This is a genomic window from Paenibacillus sp. JDR-2, assembly GCF_000023585.1.
Lineage (GTDB): Bacteria > Bacillota > Bacilli > Paenibacillales > Paenibacillaceae > Pristimantibacillus.
On sequence record NC_012914.1, the window covers coordinates 3383673 to 3400644 of the forward strand.

At 49.2% G+C, this 16972-nt stretch carries 18 protein-coding genes; 17 read left to right on the forward strand and 1 reads right to left on the reverse strand.

Annotation, left to right across the window (positions count from 1 at the left end; genetic code table 11):
- The first annotated feature begins 169 nt into the window (after positions 1–169).
- From PJDR2_RS14885 to helD, 17 genes are all read left to right on the forward strand, one after another.
- Positions 170–943 carry a gluconate 2-dehydrogenase subunit 3 family protein gene (locus tag PJDR2_RS14885; RefSeq protein WP_015844531.1) on the forward strand — a complete coding sequence of 258 codons (774 nt, stop codon included), beginning with the start codon at positions 170–172 and terminating at the stop codon, positions 941–943.
- Between the two features lie 17 nt (positions 944–960).
- Positions 961–2682: a GMC family oxidoreductase gene (locus PJDR2_RS14890; RefSeq protein WP_015844532.1), complete on the forward strand. Its 1722-nt coding sequence runs from the start codon at positions 961–963 to the stop codon at positions 2680–2682.
- Positions 2679–3422, forward strand: coding sequence for a twin-arginine translocase subunit TatC (tatC, locus tag PJDR2_RS14895; RefSeq protein WP_015844533.1), 744 nt, complete (start codon positions 2679–2681; stop codon positions 3420–3422). The genes PJDR2_RS14890 and tatC overlap by 4 nt, the downstream gene beginning before the upstream one ends.
- Positions 3423–3437: 15 nt before the next feature.
- Positions 3438–3638, forward strand: a complete 201-nt coding sequence (gene tatA, locus PJDR2_RS14900) for a twin-arginine translocase TatA/TatE family subunit (protein ID WP_015844534.1) — start codon at positions 3438–3440, stop codon at positions 3636–3638.
- Between the two features lie 22 nt (positions 3639–3660).
- On the forward strand, positions 3661–4113 hold the full coding sequence (locus PJDR2_RS14905; protein WP_015844535.1) for a cupredoxin domain-containing protein: 453 nt from the start codon (positions 3661–3663) through the stop codon (positions 4111–4113).
- Positions 4114–4224: 111 nt separating this feature from the next.
- Positions 4225–4791: a methylated-DNA--[protein]-cysteine S-methyltransferase gene (locus PJDR2_RS33735; protein ID WP_015844536.1), complete on the forward strand. Its 567-nt coding sequence runs from the start codon at positions 4225–4227 to the stop codon at positions 4789–4791.
- Positions 4792–4823: 32 nt separating this feature from the next.
- Positions 4824–5549, forward strand: coding sequence for a class I SAM-dependent methyltransferase (locus PJDR2_RS14915; protein ID WP_015844537.1), 726 nt, complete (start codon positions 4824–4826; stop codon positions 5547–5549).
- 102 nt (positions 5550–5651) lie between these two features.
- Positions 5652–5924, forward strand: a complete 273-nt coding sequence (locus PJDR2_RS14920) for a hypothetical protein (RefSeq protein ID WP_150106489.1) — start codon at positions 5652–5654, stop codon at positions 5922–5924.
- A 116-nt stretch (positions 5925–6040) separates the two neighbouring features.
- Positions 6041–6466 (forward strand): DMT family transporter, encoded by a 426-nt coding sequence (locus PJDR2_RS14925; protein WP_015844539.1) that lies wholly within the window; start codon positions 6041–6043, stop codon positions 6464–6466.
- Positions 6467–6503: 37 nt separating this feature from the next.
- Positions 6504–7208 (forward strand): Crp/Fnr family transcriptional regulator, encoded by a 705-nt coding sequence (locus PJDR2_RS14930; protein ID WP_015844540.1) that lies wholly within the window; start codon positions 6504–6506, stop codon positions 7206–7208.
- Positions 7208–7666 carry a DMT family transporter gene (locus PJDR2_RS14935; RefSeq protein WP_041613460.1) on the forward strand — a complete coding sequence of 153 codons (459 nt, stop codon included), beginning with the start codon at positions 7208–7210 and terminating at the stop codon, positions 7664–7666. Before PJDR2_RS14930 ends, PJDR2_RS14935 begins: the two co-directional genes overlap by 1 nt.
- A gap of 32 nt (positions 7667–7698) precedes the next feature.
- Complete coding sequence (locus PJDR2_RS14940; protein WP_015844542.1) at positions 7699–8424, forward strand: AzlC family ABC transporter permease; 726 nt, start codon at positions 7699–7701, stop codon at positions 8422–8424.
- Positions 8415–8741: an AzlD domain-containing protein gene (locus PJDR2_RS14945; protein WP_015844543.1), complete on the forward strand. Its 327-nt coding sequence runs from the start codon at positions 8415–8417 to the stop codon at positions 8739–8741. The genes PJDR2_RS14940 and PJDR2_RS14945 overlap by 10 nt, the downstream gene beginning before the upstream one ends.
- A 133-nt stretch (positions 8742–8874) precedes the next feature.
- Entirely contained in the window at positions 8875–10956 is a 2082-nt protein-coding gene (locus tag PJDR2_RS14950; protein WP_015844544.1) for a transglycosylase domain-containing protein, read from the forward strand.
- Positions 10943–11548, forward strand: coding sequence for a dienelactone hydrolase family protein (locus PJDR2_RS14955; protein WP_015844545.1), 606 nt, complete (start codon positions 10943–10945; stop codon positions 11546–11548). Before PJDR2_RS14950 ends, PJDR2_RS14955 begins: the two co-directional genes overlap by 14 nt.
- A 286-nt stretch (positions 11549–11834) precedes the next feature.
- Entirely contained in the window at positions 11835–13313 is a 1479-nt protein-coding gene (locus PJDR2_RS14960; RefSeq protein WP_015844546.1) for an Lsa family ABC-F type ribosomal protection protein, read from the forward strand.
- A 282-nt stretch (positions 13314–13595) separates the two neighbouring features.
- On the forward strand, positions 13596–16034 hold the full coding sequence (gene helD / locus PJDR2_RS14965) for an RNA polymerase recycling motor HelD (protein WP_015844547.1): 2439 nt from the start codon (positions 13596–13598) through the stop codon (positions 16032–16034).
- Here the strand turns inward: helD and PJDR2_RS14970 are convergent.
- Positions 16019–16918, reverse strand: a complete 900-nt coding sequence (locus PJDR2_RS14970; protein WP_265525137.1) for a LysR family transcriptional regulator — start codon at positions 16916–16918, stop codon at positions 16019–16021. The two genes, helD and PJDR2_RS14970, sit on opposite strands and share 16 nt — an antisense overlap.
- Between the last annotated feature and the right edge of the window lie 54 nt (positions 16919–16972).

Here is a 16972-nt window from a genome sequence, read left to right on the forward strand (position 1 = left end):
TGTTAATAAATATGGATGATGTCAATACAATATACCATCCAGTATTGTTTATTGCAAGGTACTGAATTAAAAATAGTCAGCGGATAATGATCGAAAGTCTGAATAATATTTCACCTATTGGAAGAAAATTAGAAAACCTACTAAATCGGGTAGTAAGGAGAGAACGATTATGGCGAATGACAAACCAAATCAGCCGCAGGACGAATCGCGCAGAAGGTTCCTTAAATATTCCGGTACAGCCCTTGGCGGAGTAGTGCTAGGCGGGGTCATCGGAGGACTTGTAGGCTCGAATCTGAAACAGACGGAGAAGGAAGCAACTCCGGAACCCGGCAAGTCGGGAACAGCACCAGAGAATAAAGACTATAACCAGGCGTTAATGTTCTTCAACCAGGATCAGTTCCTCACGGCGGAAGCTGCTGCCGAGCGGCTGTTCCCGCAGGATGATCTAGGACCCGGCGCGAAAGAGCTGGGGGTAGCCTTCTATATCGACCATCAGATGGCAAGCGCCTATGGCACCAATGCCAGGGACTACATGCAACCGCCTTATTATAAAGCGGAAGCTACGCAGGGCTACCAGCTGGTCTTTAAACGAAGAGAGCTTATTGCACTGGGGCTCGACGCAATGAATCAGTACAGCAATACGAAACATCAGAAGCCATTTGTAGAAATTACGCCGGAAGAGCAGGATGCGGTGCTGACGGCCTTCGAAACGGATAAGACGGAAATCAAGGATATTCCCGCGTCCAACTTTTTCGCAATGTTCCTTAACCTGACGCTCGAGGGAGCTTACTCCGACCCGCTTTACGGAGGCAACCGAAATATGGCGGGCTGGAAAATGAGAAACTTCCCCGGCAACCAGATGAGCTATACCGATTACATCGAGAAAGAAGAGTTTGTAAAACTTGAACCATTAAGCTTGCATGATCATCTTGAGCTTGGGTAGAGAAGGGGTGAAGCAAAATGGCAACTAAACTTCCAAAGGTTCCCGTCGTTATTGTCGGGATGGGCTGGGTTGGCGGCATTATCGCTTCCGAGCTGACGAAAGCCGGTATTTCCGTTGTAGGTCTGGAGCGGGGCAAAAGCCGGGATACACAGGATTATTACCATGTTCACGACGAACTCCGCTACGCATCCCGTTATGAGCTGATGCAGGATTTGTCCAAAGAAACGGTCTCCTTCCGCAACTCAATGAAAATGAGAGCATTGCCGATGCGGACATACGGATCGTTCTTGCTGGGGGAAGGTTTGGGAGGCGCGGGGGTTCACTGGAACGGTCAATACTACCGCTTCCTGCCTTACGACTTTGAGATTTACAGCAAGACGGTTGAGCGTTACGGCAAGAAGAAGATTCCGGAGAACATGACGATTCGGGACTGGGGTATTACGTATGAGGAGCTTGAGCCGTACTTTGTGAAATACGAGCAGATGTCCGGCATTTCCGGCGAGACGGAATTGCCTCCGAATATCGGTAAAATGTCCAAGCCGTTTGCAACGGGTCCAATGAAAAAGTCTCCGGGCATGAAGTTGTTTGAGGACGCAGCCAAAAAGCTTGGCTACCATCCTTATGTCATTCCTTCGGCCAACTTGTCCGAACCTTATAAGAATCCAGACGGTGTAGAGAGAGCGCCTTGCCAATATTGCGGGTATTGCGAACGATTTGGCTGCGAATACGGCGCAAAAGCGGACCCGGTTGTTACCGTCCTTCCGGTCGCGAAGCAAACGGGCAAGCTTGATCTCCGCATGCATTCCAATGTGACCCAAATCATTCACGACGGCAAGAAAGCAACCGGTGTCACCTACGTACATACACCAACCGGAGAAGAGTACACGCAGCCGGCCGACGTAGTTATTCTCGCAAGTTATCTGTTCTCGAATGTAAGGCTTCTTCTGCTTTCCAAGCTAGGCAAGCCTTACAATCCCGAGGCGGATACCGGCGCGGTTGGCAGGAACTATGCTTATCAGGTGAACGGTGCCAGCACCAGCGCCTTCTACGAGGACCGTGAATTCAACCTGGCGATGGGAGCCGGCGCGCTCGGAAGCAGTATCGATGATTTTAACGGCGATAACTTTGATCATAGCGATCTGAAGTTTTTGCACGGCGCGAATATCCGGTTCACGCAGACGGGGCTTCGGCCGATTCAGTATCAGCCGGTTCCGGCCGGTACGCCGAAGTGGGGCGCCGAATTCAAGAAAGCGACGATCCATAACTCGAACCGTGTGCTATCGGTTGCTGGACAAGGCGCAAGCATGCCGAACCGTTATCATTATCTGGACCTTGATCCGGAGTACAAGGACGCATTTGGTTTGCCGCTTATCAGGATGACTTTCGATTTCGAAGATCAGGACCGCGAGCTCGTGAAGTTTATTGCCCAGAAGACAAAGGACATCGCGGACCAGATGGGTGGAACCAAGACGGAGATCCATGACTCCATCAAGCAGTATAATATCGTTCCTTATCAGTCTACCCATAACACGGGTGGTACGATTATGGGATCTGATCCCAAGACTTCCGTCGTTAACAACTATCTGCAAATGTGGGATGCGGAAAATGTTTTCATCTGCGGAGCTTCCAACTTCCCGCACAACAGTGGATACAATCCGACGGCCACCGTTGGCGCATTGGCTTACCGGACGGCCGAGGGCGTTCAGAAATATATGAATAAAGGCGGTTCACTCGTGTGAGCAAACAGACCGATACGATCGAAAGCGATCTGATCAGTCATTTGTCCGAGCTCCGCAAACGCCTTATTTATGTGGCAGGCTGGTTTTTGGCATCCTTGTGCGTAGGCCTGTATGCAGCGCCTAAAATTTTGACTTTCGTCAAAGGACATCTGGGTGCCATTGAAGTGGAGTGGAGCGTATTTGCGCTCTCGGACGGCATTGCGGTGTATATGAAATGCGCGCTGCTCGTCGGTATTATTCTGACGCTGCCGTTTCTCATGTACCATCTATGGGCATTTGCAAGACCGGGCATGACGGATGCCGAAGCAAAGAGCACCTTGGTCTATGTGCCAACTTCGTCCTTGCTGTTCGTAAGCGGTGTGTTATTCGGTTATACCGTAGCCCTGCCGATGATGATCCGGTTCATGATCAAGCTGAACCAATCGATGGGAGCTCAAGAGGTATACGGGATCCAGCATTACATGTCATTTCTGATCAGTTTCCTGCTGCCCATGGGTGTTGCTTTTGAAATGCCGCTCGCAATGACATTTCTGACCCGAATCGGGATGCTGACTCCAGACAAAATGAAGCAGGTTCGAAAATTTGCGTATGTAGGTCTGGCGGTTGTGGGAACACTTATCTCACCTCCGGATTTTGTATCCCATTTGTCCGTGACCGTTCCACTCATTCTGCTCTTCGAGATCAGCGCATTTATCTCGGCGCGTTACTATAGGCGGAAGTTTGCCGTACAAACGACTTAATTGTGGAGGGATTTTATGTTTAACAACGTAGGGATTTCAGGGCTGATTATTATTCTGGCTATCGCTTTGATCGTATTTGGACCGGCGAAGCTGCCTCAGCTTGGACGGGCCTTTGGCGATACGCTGCGCGAGTTCCGGAATTCAACAAAAGGCATTGCCGATGATGAACCGGAAGTCAAATCCAACATTATTGAACTCGAACAGACGAAAAATTAAAAGTTTAAAGGAGATAGCTGCTATGAAGATCAATAAGCTGCTTATGATTGCCGCTCTTGCCGTAACCGTAATGGGAACGGCTGCAGGCTGCGGATCAAGCTCGGACAAGAATAACAATAATGCGAATACGGGCGCAACCAATAATGCCGGTACCAATGCAGGCACAAACGCAGGAACCAATGCTGGCAATAATGCCGCAGGCGGAGGCGGATCTAAGGCGATCACAATCAAAGCGAAAAACTTCGAATTCGATCAGCCGGAAATCCGTGTTAAACAAGGCGACAAAGTAAAAATCACCCTGAGTAACACGGAAGGCTTCCATGGCTTCGCGATTCCGGATTTTAACGTCGATATCAAGGAAAATAACGGGGTTGCAGAATTTACAGCCGACAAAACCGGTGAGCATGAATTCCATTGCTCGGTTGTCTGCGGTGCTGGCCACAGCAAGATGGTCGGGAAGATAATTGTAGAATAGTGTTGAGTAAGCTAGGAAAGCCGCGGAATCCGCGGCTTTTTGTTTTGTTTAAGGAATGGTAATATTGTCTTTACCGTATGATGAGAAGATTTGACCAGAAGGAATGATTAAATGAGTAAAAATCAAACGACCAATGTCTATTGGGATACGCTGGTGCATCCCGCGTTACATAATCGGCCTATTTATCTGGTTGCAACGGACAACGGATTAGTTCAAGTTACATTGCCCCATGAATCCACCTTGGAGAGAGTTGAAGCATGGGTGATGAAAAAAATACCGAATGCGATCTTAATGCAGGATTCAACTCAAGTAGCTCCGTACAAGCAGCAGGTGCGGGAATATCTGAATGGCATCAGGAAGACATTTACGTTCGATTTGGATTTTCGAGGCACCGATTTTCAAAATTCCGTCTGGCAGGCTTTGTTTGAAATACCTTACGGAGAGATGAGAAGCTACGCGGAAATCGCGGAAAGAGTCGGGAATCCGAAGGCTGTTCGAGCGGTTGGGACGGCAAACGGCATGAACCCCATTCCGATTGTTGTCCCTTGTCATCGGGTCATTGGCAAGAATAATACGCTCACGGGCTTCAGAGGCGGGCTGCAAATGAAAGAGGAGCTGCTCCATCTGGAGGGCGTACAAGCTTTTGTGAATAAAGGACACGAGAGATACCGCTTTTAAGAAAGCAGGGTCCAAGAGAGGATGTGAAGCAAATGAATGAAAAAGTGTCGAAGGCATTTGATCAACTGGCTATTGCGTATGAACAGTCCGTTGATCATAGCAGCGGGCATAATGCCTATTATGAACGGCCGGCAATGATGAAGCTTCTGCCGGATGATATGTCCGGCATGGTTGTTCTGGATGCGGGTTGTGCCGCCGGCTGGTATACTTCGCAATTCGCTGAACGGGGAGCGCAAGTCACGGCTATCGATCTTAGCCCGGAGATGGTGGCGGCGTGCAGGAGAAGAGTAGGGGACAAAGCAAACGTGCTGGTCTGTGAGCTTGGCCAGACGCTGCCGTTTGAGGAGGAATCGTTTGACCTTATTGTTAGCTCGCTCACCCTGCATTACATTGAGGACTGGGGATCCGTATTCCGTGAAATGCGACGTGTGCTGAAGCCCGGAGGTATGCTGCAATTTTCGGTACATCATCCGTTTATGGTGTTCCGGCAATTTGAACGCACGGACTATTTCGCTCATGAATTATTGACGGATGTGTGGAATAAGAAGGAAACTGGGCCGGTGGAAGTAACCTTCTACCATAAATCCATGATGGACATTGTTAACGCGACGACGGAATATTTTACACTTGAACAGATGGTCGAACCGCAGCCGGCCAAAGAATACAGGAAGCATTCCGAAGCGGATGAATGGTATAAGCGCTGGTACGAACGTTTAATGACTAATCCATGGTTCTTGATCATAAAAGCACGGAAATAACATTTGGTTCGAAAATTAATGTTAATCTAACATAGGATAAATACATCCTTAATACAGCTCCTTTATCATAACGGTAGAACAAAGATAAAGGAGCCAAATAATGTGATGAAAGCACAAAAAACAGAACCTGCAAGAATGCCGGAATACCGGATCAGCGAAAGCGAATCGATGCAATTTAAGCTGCTATACCAAATTCGCATGGGTAATATGAGCACAAATGAATTGGATAAGCTGCAGTTCCTTTGTAAAAACGAGCTTCATCAGCTGCGCAGCGAGCTTGATACGATGCTGCAAGAGCTTCGCGACATGAACAAACAAATGCAAGGCAAGAATGAAGATCATACGGAAAAAGATAAGGAAAGCATCGCTGCTTAAGAGGCAATGATGCTTTTTTTATTTGTCTTTGATGGATTCAGGACATATGTCCTTTTTGTTTTCGCCCTCACGTCGTTTAATTAGATGAGCGGAATGAACGAGGAGGATGACGAGGAATGAAAGGCATTTTATATGCTGCGCTGGGCGGTGTATTTCTTACCTTGCAAGGGACGGCAAATGCAGCGATTGGCGAGCATCTTGGGATCTGGCAGGCCGCCGTGCTGACGCAAGGGACGGGGTTTGCCGCCGCGCTGCTGATCGTATGGCTTACAGGCGACCGGTCGTGGAAACAGCTCAAAGAAGTGAGGCTGCGCTACCGCTTCGGCGGAGCATTTGCGGCGTTTATCATATTCAGCAATATTACAGCTTTTCACCATAACGGAGCAGCCATAACGGTATCGTCCGTGCTGATCGCCCAAATTCTGGTGACTTTGGGAATGGAGAAAGCCGGATGGTTCGGCAATGCGGCAATCAGGCTAAGAGCTCCGCAATGGATCGGTATTGCCCTTATGATTACCGGCATCTTATGTTTATCGTTCTGACAGGATAAAATATCCATTAGAAAGGGGATGCCGTAAGTTGAAAGAAATTTTGGATGATGCCCGGATCGACCGATACTTGGCCCAATACGCGTTAGACGATGTATTCCCAAGCTCGCTGCGGCAGCACTTGACGTTATACCGGTTCGAACCGGACGATACGTTATGCAAGCAAGGCGAAATACCGGAATATATCTTCTTTCTCATGCGGGGAAAAGTGAAGGTGTACACCACTTCGGCAGACGGGAAGACGCTGCTCATTAATTTTACGTCCCCGCTTGGCGTGCTTGGCGAGATCGAATGCCTAAATGAGCTGGAAAATTTGAATACCGTTTCGGCCGTAACGCCGGTGGAGACCGTTGCTTTTCACAAGCGTTGGCTGAAGCTGTATCGGGAAGAAGTTCCGTTCCTGCAATTTATGCTGCATCTCGTCACCGAAAAGTTTTATAACAAATCGGTGTCGCTCAGCTTTAATCTCTTGTATCCGGTCGAAGTCAGGCTTGCAAGTTATTTGCTGTCCGTAACGACCCCGGACGATGCGAGGGTTAGCACGGCTCATTTGAAGGACATGGCCAATCTTATCGGCACTAGCTACCGGCACCTAAACCGGATCATACTCAACTTCACCAGCGCGAACTTGATCGAGCGCAGCCGGGGCACGCTTGTCGTAAAAAACCGAATGGGTCTTGAAGAGGCAGCCGGAAAAAATATTTACGAGAATGGAGACCGGAAGGAGCAGAAATGATGTTAACAGGCATATTACTGGCATTGATGGCGGGTTCGCTTGTCAGCGTACAGAACTTGTTCAACAATAAAGTCAATGCGGCTGCGAACTCGCACACAACAACGGCTCTAGTGCTTGGAATGGGGTTTATTGCTTCGTTGTGCATGGGGCTTCTGTTTGAGGGAGCGGATATGCTGAGTTGGAAGCCGATGCCCGTCTGGTTCTGGTTCAGCGGCTTGCTTGGGATCGGCGTTGTCACTTGCGTCGTTAAAGGGGTACGTCTCCTTGGCCCAAGCTATGGGACAACCATCGTAATGGCTTCCCAGCTGCTCTGCGCATTATGGTGGGATTCCGCCGGCTGGTTTGGGCTCGAGCAAGTGCCCTTCACACCGCAGAAAGCGATTGGAGTAGCGGCGCTTCTGGCAGGGATTCTCTTGTTCAAGTCGACGCCTAAGCGGCTTCTTTTTATGCTAAGATAAGAGGAAAGCTTATGGGTAAGAGAGGGAAATAGATGCAGCAAGAGAATGTACAGCTTAGATTGGAAAGTGGCGAGAACAGCTTCCTTCAAGGGGTGAAGGATTGCGTACCCACGTTGCTCGGTTACTTAAGCATCGGCTTCGCGGTAGGAGTCGTTGGTCATACCTCGGGTTTAAGCGTGCTGGAGATTACCCTGATGTCGATCCTTGTTTACGCAGGCTCCGCGCAGTTTATTATCGCGGGAATGGTCGCGGCGCAAGGCTCGATAGCGGCAATTATATTTACCGTATTTATCGTAAATCTCAGGCATCTGCTGCTTAGCGCGGCATTGTCCCCTTATTTCCGTCATTTGACGGCTTTTAAGACCATGATGATTGGCACGCTTCTGACGGACGAGACTTTTGGAGTGGCGATTAATAGAGCGGCCAATACAAAAGCGCTCAACGAATCATGGATGAATGGACTAAATGTTACGGCGTATCTTAATTGGATACTTGCTACGATGGCGGGAGCATTTCTGGGGCAGTGGATCACGAATCCGGAGAAGTTTGGGCTCGATTTCGCGTTGTCCGCCATGTTTATTGGACTGCTGGTTTTGCAATTATTGGGCCGACAGAGGCTGTTCAGAGATTTGGTCGTTGTCGTAAGCGCGGTGATTATCGTTGTGGGAGCAAGCATGGCGACTTCGGGAAGCGTGGCGGTTATTATCGCTACCGTAAGCGCGGCAACAATAGGAGTGTTGGTTGAACGATGGAAATAAGATGGGATATTCTTGCCGTTATTATAGGTGCTTCAATCGTTACTTTTCTTCCGCGGGTGCTGCCGCTTGTTGTGCTCAGCCGTTTGCAAATTCCCGATCTGGCGATGCGTTGGCTAAGCTATATCCCCGTTGCGGTTATGGCAGCCTTATTAGGCAATGAATTGCTGATGACCGATGGAAGGCTTACAGCATTGAAGGATAATATCGAATTGATTGCCGCTCTGCCGACTTTTTTAGTAGCGATCTTCACGCGCAGTTTGCTTGGAACGATCATCACGGGCGTAGTAACCGTCATGCTGCTTCGGTTGATTATGTAGGTCTGCGTATATCGCAGACTTTTTTTTATAATGACATTCAATTAGGTCCTACGTACAGAAAACGGGTCTCGTTTACGAATTATTATCCAAGACAAAAGTAACAGGTTGTTGCAGCAAGCTTGGAGGAAGTTGTATGAGATCAGAGATTCATCATCAGAAAGCAAAAAAGCGGGGACTATGGCAGAAGCTTGTCCTTCTTGTTATGATTGCCTGCGTTTTTACCGCCGTAGTGGGAGTTATTGCATTTAAATTGATGGTTGCGAGGCAGGATGTGTCCTTGCTGGAGGAGCCGCTGCCGGCCGCCACGATCATTTACGATCAGAACAACGAAGAAGCGCTTCGCATTTCGCCGAAAAAAGCCGAGGCTATCGGCTATGACAGCCTTCCGGAGCAATTAATTGAGGCGGTAGTCGCCGTAGAGGACAAACGTTTCTTCGAGCATAAAGGCACGGATTTGCAAGGGATTGGCCGGGCGATGATGACCAATCTCACCAACGGCAAGACGGTGCAGGGAGCGAGCACGATTACGCAGCAGCTGGCGAAAAACGTATTTCTCAGCCAGGAACGAACCTGGACCCGGAAGTGGAAGGAGCTTTTGCTCGCAGAGAAAATAGAGAAGAATTACGATAAGCAGCAGATCATAACGTTTTACTTGAACCAGATTTATTTTGGCGAAGGGTCTTGGGGGATTAAGAAGGCTTCCGAGGTGTACTTTGGCATTCCGGTGAACGAGCTGTCGCTTACGCAATCGGCACTGCTTGCCGGAATTATCAAGGCACCTTCGGCACTCTCGCCCTACAGCCATCCGGAGGAAGCGAAAGCCCGCAGAAACGTCGTGCTGAAGCTTATGAAGGATCAGGGCAAGATTGATCAATCGACTTATGAGGCTTCGGTGAAAAAGCCGCTTCATATTCAAAGCTCGAAGCCAAGCAGCAGCGACGCGATTAAATATCCGTACTTCATCGATCAGGTCATTCGCGAGGCAAGCCAGAAATATGGATTAACGGAAAATGAAGTGCTTCACGGAGGATTCCGGATCTATACGACTCTGGATATGAAGATGCAGGAAGCCGCCGAGCAAGTCTATTCGGAGGACAGCCTATTTCCGTCGAGCAGCTCGGATCAACTGATTCAAAGCGGGGCCGTACTTGTAGATCCTAGGGACGGAGGGATCCGGGCTCTTATCGGAGGTCGCGGCGATCAACCGTTCCGCGGCTTTAACCGGGCGGTACAGCTGAAACGCCAGCCGGGCTCTACGATGAAGCCGATATCCGTATATACGCCTGCTTTGGAGCGTGGTTATACTCCGGACAGTACTTTAATGGATGAACCGGTTAATTTCGGAGGTTATCAGCCTAAAAATGCGGGCGGCAGCTATCATGGCGAAGTATCGATCTATGAAGCACTCATTCATTCTTATAACGTGCCTGCGGTATCGCTGCTTAATGAGATGGGGATTGATGCAGGGATGGAAGCCGCTAAGCGGTTCGGCATCGAGCTTACGGATGCGGACCGGACGCTGGGACTTGCTTTAGGCGGCTTGCAGGAAGGAGTCTCTCCGCTCGCAATGGCTGAAGCTTTTGGCGTATTTGCGAATGACGGAACGCGGATTCCGGCACATTCCATTACTCGGATCGAGTCGGCTGAAGGGGAGACAACAGTCCAATTCGATTCCAACGGCAGCGTGAAAGTGACGGAACCTGCCGTTGCCCGGACGATGACTGCGATGCTTGAAGGTGTCGTCAAGGAAGGCACCGGTGATGTTGCAGCCCTCGGTGATCGACCAGTAGCCGGCAAGACGGGGACAACCGAAATGCCGGGAACCGGCGGAGGGATGAAAGACAATTGGTTTGTCGGGTATACGCCGCAGCTGGTTGGAGCGGTATGGCTAGGCTATGACCATACGGATGCCAGCCATTACTTAACGACAACCTCGAAGGCCGCAGCAGCCGTATTCCAGAAGCTGATGAGCGAAGCTCTTCAAGACGAGCCTGTCATGACATTTGCGAACATGCCGTCGATTGGCAAGAAGCCAAAGGAGACCGAAAAAGCAAAGGAAGAGAAAGAAGAGAAGAAGGACAAGGAAAAGGACAAAGAAAAGAAAAAAGCGGAGAAAGAAAAGAAGAAAGAAGAAAAGAAGAAAGAGAAAGAAGATAAGAAGAAAGAGCCTCCAGGCAAAGGGAAGGGAAAAAAAGATAAGAATGACGATGATTGAGATCAAGCAGCATTCGGATAAGGCGATTATCGTAGTCCATGAAATCTACGGATTGAATTCGCATATCTCATCGGTATGTACGGCATTGGCTGCGCATGGCTATGACGCGTATGCTCCGGATTTGCTCGATCGGAAGTTGCCTTTTGGTTATGAGCAGGAGCAAGAGGCCTACGGAAATTTTATGGAGCATGCTGGATTCGATCAAGTATCTACAGCCATACTAAGATTAGCCGGTGAGCTGAAGCCGCAATATCGCCAAGTAATCCTGGTTGGGTTCAGTATCGGAGCAACCGCATCTTGGTTGTGCAGTACCAGCCCCGATATCTCGGCGGTGGTGGGCTACTATGGCTCCCGTATCCGCAGCTACGCGGAACTGAATCCTGGTTGTCCCGTGTTATTGTTTTATCCGGAGACCGAGCCTTCATTTGACGTGGACCAATTAATGGATGAATTGAGGGTTATGAAGCAGGTTATAACCCGCAAATTCAGCGGAAATCATGGCTTTGCCGATCCTTATTCAGCGCGTTACGTACAAGCATCGGCGGATGAAGCTTTTGCTCAAATGGTGGATTTTCTCGAATCCATTGGTTGAAATTCAAAAAAGGGTATGTTAAGATACCTGTAATTTAAGGATTGGGGCTGAAAAAGATATGTAGGATTTTCTTGCGACGGTTTACGAGAATAAAACGAACGATAACGTTCTGTTTCGATTGTTTTATTTTTCTGTGCGCAAGAGAGTTACTACATCTTTTTCACTCAGGCGGATATCTCTTTCCGACCCGTTGGATGGAAATCCAAGGGCTGGATTTGCCGTATTCATTTGAGCTGTGAGAAAGGTAACTTTCTTGCAGCTCTTTTTGATTACAGGGGGGATTCATATGTCACTGATTAATGTATCGAACCTTACGTTTGCCCATGACGGCAGTTACGATAATATTTTTGAGAACGTAAGCTTTCAGATTGATACTGACTGGAAGCTGGGTTTTACCGGACGCAACGGCCGGGGAAAAACAACCTTCATGAACCTGCTGCTTGACAAATACGAGTACAGCGGGCATATTTCGGCGAACGTAACGTTTGATTACTTTCCGTTCCGGGTAGAGCATCCGGAATATCTAACGACGGATGTCGTCGAGGAGATTTGTCCGGATTACCAGCAATGGGAGCTCATGCGCGAATTGACGCTGCTTCAGGTATCCGATGACGTTCTATACCGGCCGTTCAATACGTTGTCGAACGGAGAACAGACGAAGGTATTGCTGGCTGCTTTGTTCCTTAAAGAAGACAGCTTCCTGCTTATCGATGAGCCAACGAACCATCTGGACATGAACGCGAGGAAGCTGGTCAGCCAATATTTGAACGGCAAGAACGGTTTTATTCTCGTCTCCCATGACCGTACCTTCCTGGATCATTGCGTTGACCATATTCTCTCCATAAACCGAACGAATATCGAAATTCAGAAGGGCAATTTCTCTGACTGGTGGGAGAACAAAGAACGTCAGAATCAATACGAGCTGGCGGAGAATGATAAGCTGAAGAAAGATATTAAGCGATTGTCGGATGCGGCGAAACGCACGAATAACTGGTCTCATGAAGTCGAGAAGACAAAGAACGGCACGAGAAACTCCGGCTCCAAGGTAGACAAAGGTTATATCGGACATAAAGCAGCCAAAATGATGAAGCGCTCGAAGTCGATGGAGCAACGCCAGCAATCGGCAATAGACGAGAAATCCACGCTGCTGAAAAATATCGAGTCTTCCGACAGCCTCAAGCTCGAGCAGCTCGTTTACCATAAGCCCCAGCTTGTGGAGCTGGAGCGGGTCTCGGTCTATTACGGCGATAAGGAAGTATGCTCGGACATCAGCTTTACGATCGAGCAGGGGGAACGAATCGCGCTTTCCGGCCGTAACGGCTCAGGGAAATCCAGTCTTCTTAAGCTGATCATCGGAGAAGACCTGACTTATACCGGGACTTTCCGCAAGGGAAGCAGCCTCAAGATCTCTTATGTGTCCCAGGATACCTCCCACCTGCGGGGCAACTTGACGGATTACGCTAGAGAACACGGAGTTGACGAAAGTCTCTTTAAGGCTATTTTGCGCAAGCTGGATTTCTCCAGAATTCAGTTCGAGAAGGATATGTCTTCCTTCAGCGGAGGTCAGAAGAAGAAGGTTTTGATTGCGAAAAGCTTAAGCGAGAAAGCGCATCTTCATATATGGGATGAACCGTTGAACTTTATCGATGTCATCTCCCGCATGCAGATCGAAGAGCTGCTGCTGGAGCATTCGCCAACCATTCTGTTTGTTGAGCATGACCGGGCTTTCTGCGAGAATATCGCGACTAAAATCGTTGAACTATAACGGAGTAAGAAACAAGGCCGCCTTTCGGTTTAGAAGGGTGGCCTTGTTTGATGGGAGATTAAAGATAAAGCCCCGTATGGACAACGGGGCAGAATTTACGATTGCGTATCAAAAAAAATCATGCTATAGTAATAAAACCTCTGCATGAGTATTTTATGTAATGGCGTAGTTAGAACATCTTATCTACACTTATATAATATCATGCGGCGCATGCGGTTGTCAAACGTCAAACGTTTATTTTCGAGATTTTTTTAAAAATCGAGAAGGAGTGTGTTTATAGTTATGATGAAGAAAGAATGGGATCATGAGCAAAATCGTCTTAATGAAGTGAAAGTGAAGCTGAAAGAGAAAATTACGGAGCTTGAACCGGAAGTCGATCAGCTTTACGGTCAGGCCTCGAATATACGCAGGCACTTCTGGGAGGAAGTGACGGTCAACACAAGCTCGGATGAGGATTTCGAAGAAACGTTCTTCAGCATTAATCAGCAGGCCGCGCTGTTATCGGAGCGGGAGCGGACTCACGAGAAACGGCGCCAGCAATGGAAAAGCCTGAAACGGCTTCAACAGTCTCCCTATTTCGGACGTATTGATTTTAAGGAGAGCGATATGAATGAGGCGGAACAGGTCTATATCGGCCTGTCGTCCTTCTTGGCATCGGACGGGATGAACTTCCTGGTCTACGATTGGCGGACGCCGATTGCAAGCCTCTATTACGATTATTCTCCGGGTCCGGCTTCCTACGCGACGCCAGGCGGACATATTCACGGAGATATGGAGCTTAAACGGCAGTATCGGATAAAAGACGGAAAGCTCCTCAATTTCTTTGACGCGAGCGTAACGATAGGCGATTCGATGCTGCAGCAGGTGCTTGGCCAAGGCGCCAATAACCAGATGAAAAGCATCGTGGCGACCATTCAGAAGGAACAAAACGCGATTATCCGCAATGATGCCAGCCGGATGCTGATCGTGCAGGGAGTCGCCGGAAGCGGGAAAACCTCGGCTGCCCTTCAGCGGGCAGCGTATTTGCTTTATAAACATAGGGAGCGGCTTACGGCTGACCAGATCGTTCTTTTTTCGCCGAATCCGATGTTCAACAGTTACGTATCTACCGTTCTTCCCGAGCTTGGCGAGGAAAACATGCAGCAGACGACCTTCCAGGAATATTTGGACTACTGGCTTGGTTCAGCGATGAAGCTGGAGGATCCGTTTGAACAAATCGAATACGTGCTTACGCAGGAGTCGGCGGTCGGTTACGAAGCGCGGGTTGACGGTATCCGGTACAAAGCATCCGAAGCTTTCCTGCATTCGCTGCAGAAGTACGCGGTATGGTTAAGCAAGGAAGGCATGTTGTTTAAGAGCATACGTTTCCGGGACCGCGAACTGATTACTTCGAAGCAATTATACGAGCAATTTTACGGTTATGACGCGTCTGTCCGCCTGGCTAACCGGATTATCCTGCTGCAGGAATGGGTATTAAAGGAGCTGCGGAAATTTGCGCGCAATGAGCTGGCGGCGGAGTGGGTAGACCAAGAGCTTGATTACCTTGATAATGACCAATACGTGGAGGCTTACAGCGAGATCTTGAAGAGGTTCCAGCGCGACGAAGAGCTGTTTGATGTTTCCGAACGTTATGCGAAAGCACTGGACCGAGCGAACAAGTTTACGAATCAAGGCGAGGATCAAATCTTCGACTTCTCCGAACAGCAGGAAGACCTGCTGCGCCAAATGATCGTGAAGGAGCATTTCAAGCCTTTGCGCAGGATGGTGAAGAAAATGAAGTTCGTAAATGTGAACGGTCTTTACTCGCAGCTGTTTGACGAAGAGGAATCGGCCTATAACCGTATGACCGAAGGTGCCGAAGTGCCTGCTAACTGGCCGGAGATTTGCAGGCAAACGAAGGAGAAGCTAGACAATCAGGAGTTGTTTTATGAAGACGCAACGCCTTATCTGTTCCTGAAAGAATTGATTGAAGGTTCCCGGATGAATACGGTTGTCCGCCATATCTTCGTGGATGAAGGCCAGGATTATTCGCCATTCCAATATGCGTTCCTGAAAAAGCTGTTCCCGAATGCCCGCATGACCGTGCTTGGCGATTTCGGGCAGGCGATCTTTACTCAATCTTCCAAGCTGGGGGGAGGAGATTCTCCGCTGCTTAAGTTATACGGAGAAGAGAACTCCACGCTTATCCCGCTTTTGCAGAGCTACCGTTCGACGAAAGAGATCGTGGAGTTCACTCGGCTCATGCTCCCTGGAGGCGAAGAGATTGTTCCGTTCGAGCGACATGGCAAAAAGCCGTTGATTACAACGGCTGGAAGCCGTGAAGCACTGCTTCGCCAGCTTGTTCACGATCTTGAATCGCTCAAGGCGGAAGGTAACCGTTCGATTGCCGTTATCGCGAAAAACGCAGCCGAGAGCAAGGAAGCTTACGAGGCGTTAACCTCATACGGAATGGAAGATATTCGCCTGGTAACGACGGAAACCTTAACCTTCGAATCCGGAATTATGGTTATCCCGGCTTATCTGGCCAAAGGCGTGGAGTTTGACGCCGTCGCAATCTATGACGCATCGTCGAAGTCTTATAACCGCGAAAGCGAAAGGAAGCTGTTCTATACGGCGTGCACTCGCGCGATGCATCAGCTAAACCTTTATATTTGCGGGGAATGGGCGCCATATCTGAAATCCTTAAGAAGTGAGCTATACGAGCTTCAAGCTTTGGAATAAGCATCGGCCAGTTCCGAGAAGTACCGGGTGGTACAATCCCGAAACGAAGCGGCAGCTTGAGTCAGGTACCGTCCCTTGGGCCAATGAAGCGAGATGGATCGTTCGCAATAGCCTTCCTTCAGGGGGATGGTGACCACGTCGGATCCGGTTGAGCCTCCCCAGGTGATGGCCGGAAGAAAAGCAAGACCTTGACCGGCCCGAATGAGACCGCGGACAGTGGCCGGATCGTCGCTTTCGAACTGAATGTGCGGAGTAAATCCGGCAAGCCTGCAGAAAGCATCCGTAGTCTCGCGCAGCGATTTGCCGGGAGGAAGGCTGATGAATCGTTCCTCTTTCAATTCCTCCAGGCTGATCCGGTCGCGCTTAGCAAGACGATGCTCGGAAGGCAGCGCAACGACAATCTTCTCCCGCAGCAAGGCGACCGAATGGCAGCCGGGAGGAGGAACAGCGCCGTCTGACAGGCATAAATCGAAGTCAAAAGCGTGTTCGCTTGGCAACGCATGCTGAAGCAAATGGAATTGCGTATCCGGCTTGCTCTTGCGGTATTCGGCAAGGAGTCCCGGGAGGAGATGAGAGGAGACGCGTACATCCAGCGTGATGTATTCGGAAGGAGATTCAACTAAATCCTGCAGCTCTCGCTTCCCATCCTCCAAAGCTTGAAGCGCGATATCCACTTTGCTTAGAAAATGTATGCCATGCTCGTTAAGCCGGATTGATTTGTTGGTGCGCTCGAACAGCTTTACTCCCAGCTCCGCTTCGAGGGAAGCGATCGTTTTGCTAAGAGCAGGCTGAGAGATATGCAAATGCCGTGCAGCTTGCGTCATATGCTGCAAACGCGCGGTCGTCTGAAAATATTTTAATTGCAGGAGCTCCAATGGACTCACCTTAGCTTTCTTATTCGTTATAACCTGTAGTTTATAGTTGCTATGCCTAAATAT

Excerpts from the sequence above, each read along its gene's own strand:
- PJDR2_RS14885 (WP_015844531.1), top strand. The coding sequence starts at position 170 with ATGGCGAATGACAAACCAAATCAGCCGCAGGACGAATCGCGCAGAAGG.
- PJDR2_RS14915 (WP_015844537.1), top strand. The coding sequence starts at position 4,824 with ATGAATGAAAAAGTGTCGAAGGCATTTGATCAACTGGCTATTGCGTAT.
- PJDR2_RS14905 (WP_015844535.1), top strand. The coding sequence starts at position 3,661 with ATGAAGATCAATAAGCTGCTTATGATTGCCGCTCTTGCCGTAACCGTA.
- helD (WP_015844547.1), top strand. The coding sequence starts at position 13,596 with ATGATGAAGAAAGAATGGGATCATGAGCAAAATCGTCTTAATGAAGTG.
- PJDR2_RS14935 (WP_041613460.1), top strand. The coding sequence starts at position 7,208 with ATGTTAACAGGCATATTACTGGCATTGATGGCGGGTTCGCTTGTCAGC.
- PJDR2_RS14945 (WP_015844543.1), top strand. The coding sequence starts at position 8,415 with ATGGAAATAAGATGGGATATTCTTGCCGTTATTATAGGTGCTTCAATC.
- PJDR2_RS14950 (WP_015844544.1), top strand. The coding sequence starts at position 8,875 with ATGAGATCAGAGATTCATCATCAGAAAGCAAAAAAGCGGGGACTATGG.
- PJDR2_RS14925 (WP_015844539.1), top strand. The coding sequence starts at position 6,041 with ATGAAAGGCATTTTATATGCTGCGCTGGGCGGTGTATTTCTTACCTTG.
- PJDR2_RS14940 (WP_015844542.1), top strand. The coding sequence starts at position 7,699 with ATGCAGCAAGAGAATGTACAGCTTAGATTGGAAAGTGGCGAGAACAGC.
- PJDR2_RS14960 (WP_015844546.1), top strand. The coding sequence starts at position 11,835 with ATGTCACTGATTAATGTATCGAACCTTACGTTTGCCCATGACGGCAGT.
- PJDR2_RS14890 (WP_015844532.1), top strand. The coding sequence starts at position 961 with ATGGCAACTAAACTTCCAAAGGTTCCCGTCGTTATTGTCGGGATGGGC.
- tatA (WP_015844534.1), top strand. The coding sequence starts at position 3,438 with ATGTTTAACAACGTAGGGATTTCAGGGCTGATTATTATTCTGGCTATC.
- PJDR2_RS14955 (WP_015844545.1), top strand. The coding sequence starts at position 10,943 with ATGACGATGATTGAGATCAAGCAGCATTCGGATAAGGCGATTATCGTA.
- PJDR2_RS33735 (WP_015844536.1), top strand. The coding sequence starts at position 4,225 with ATGAGTAAAAATCAAACGACCAATGTCTATTGGGATACGCTGGTGCAT.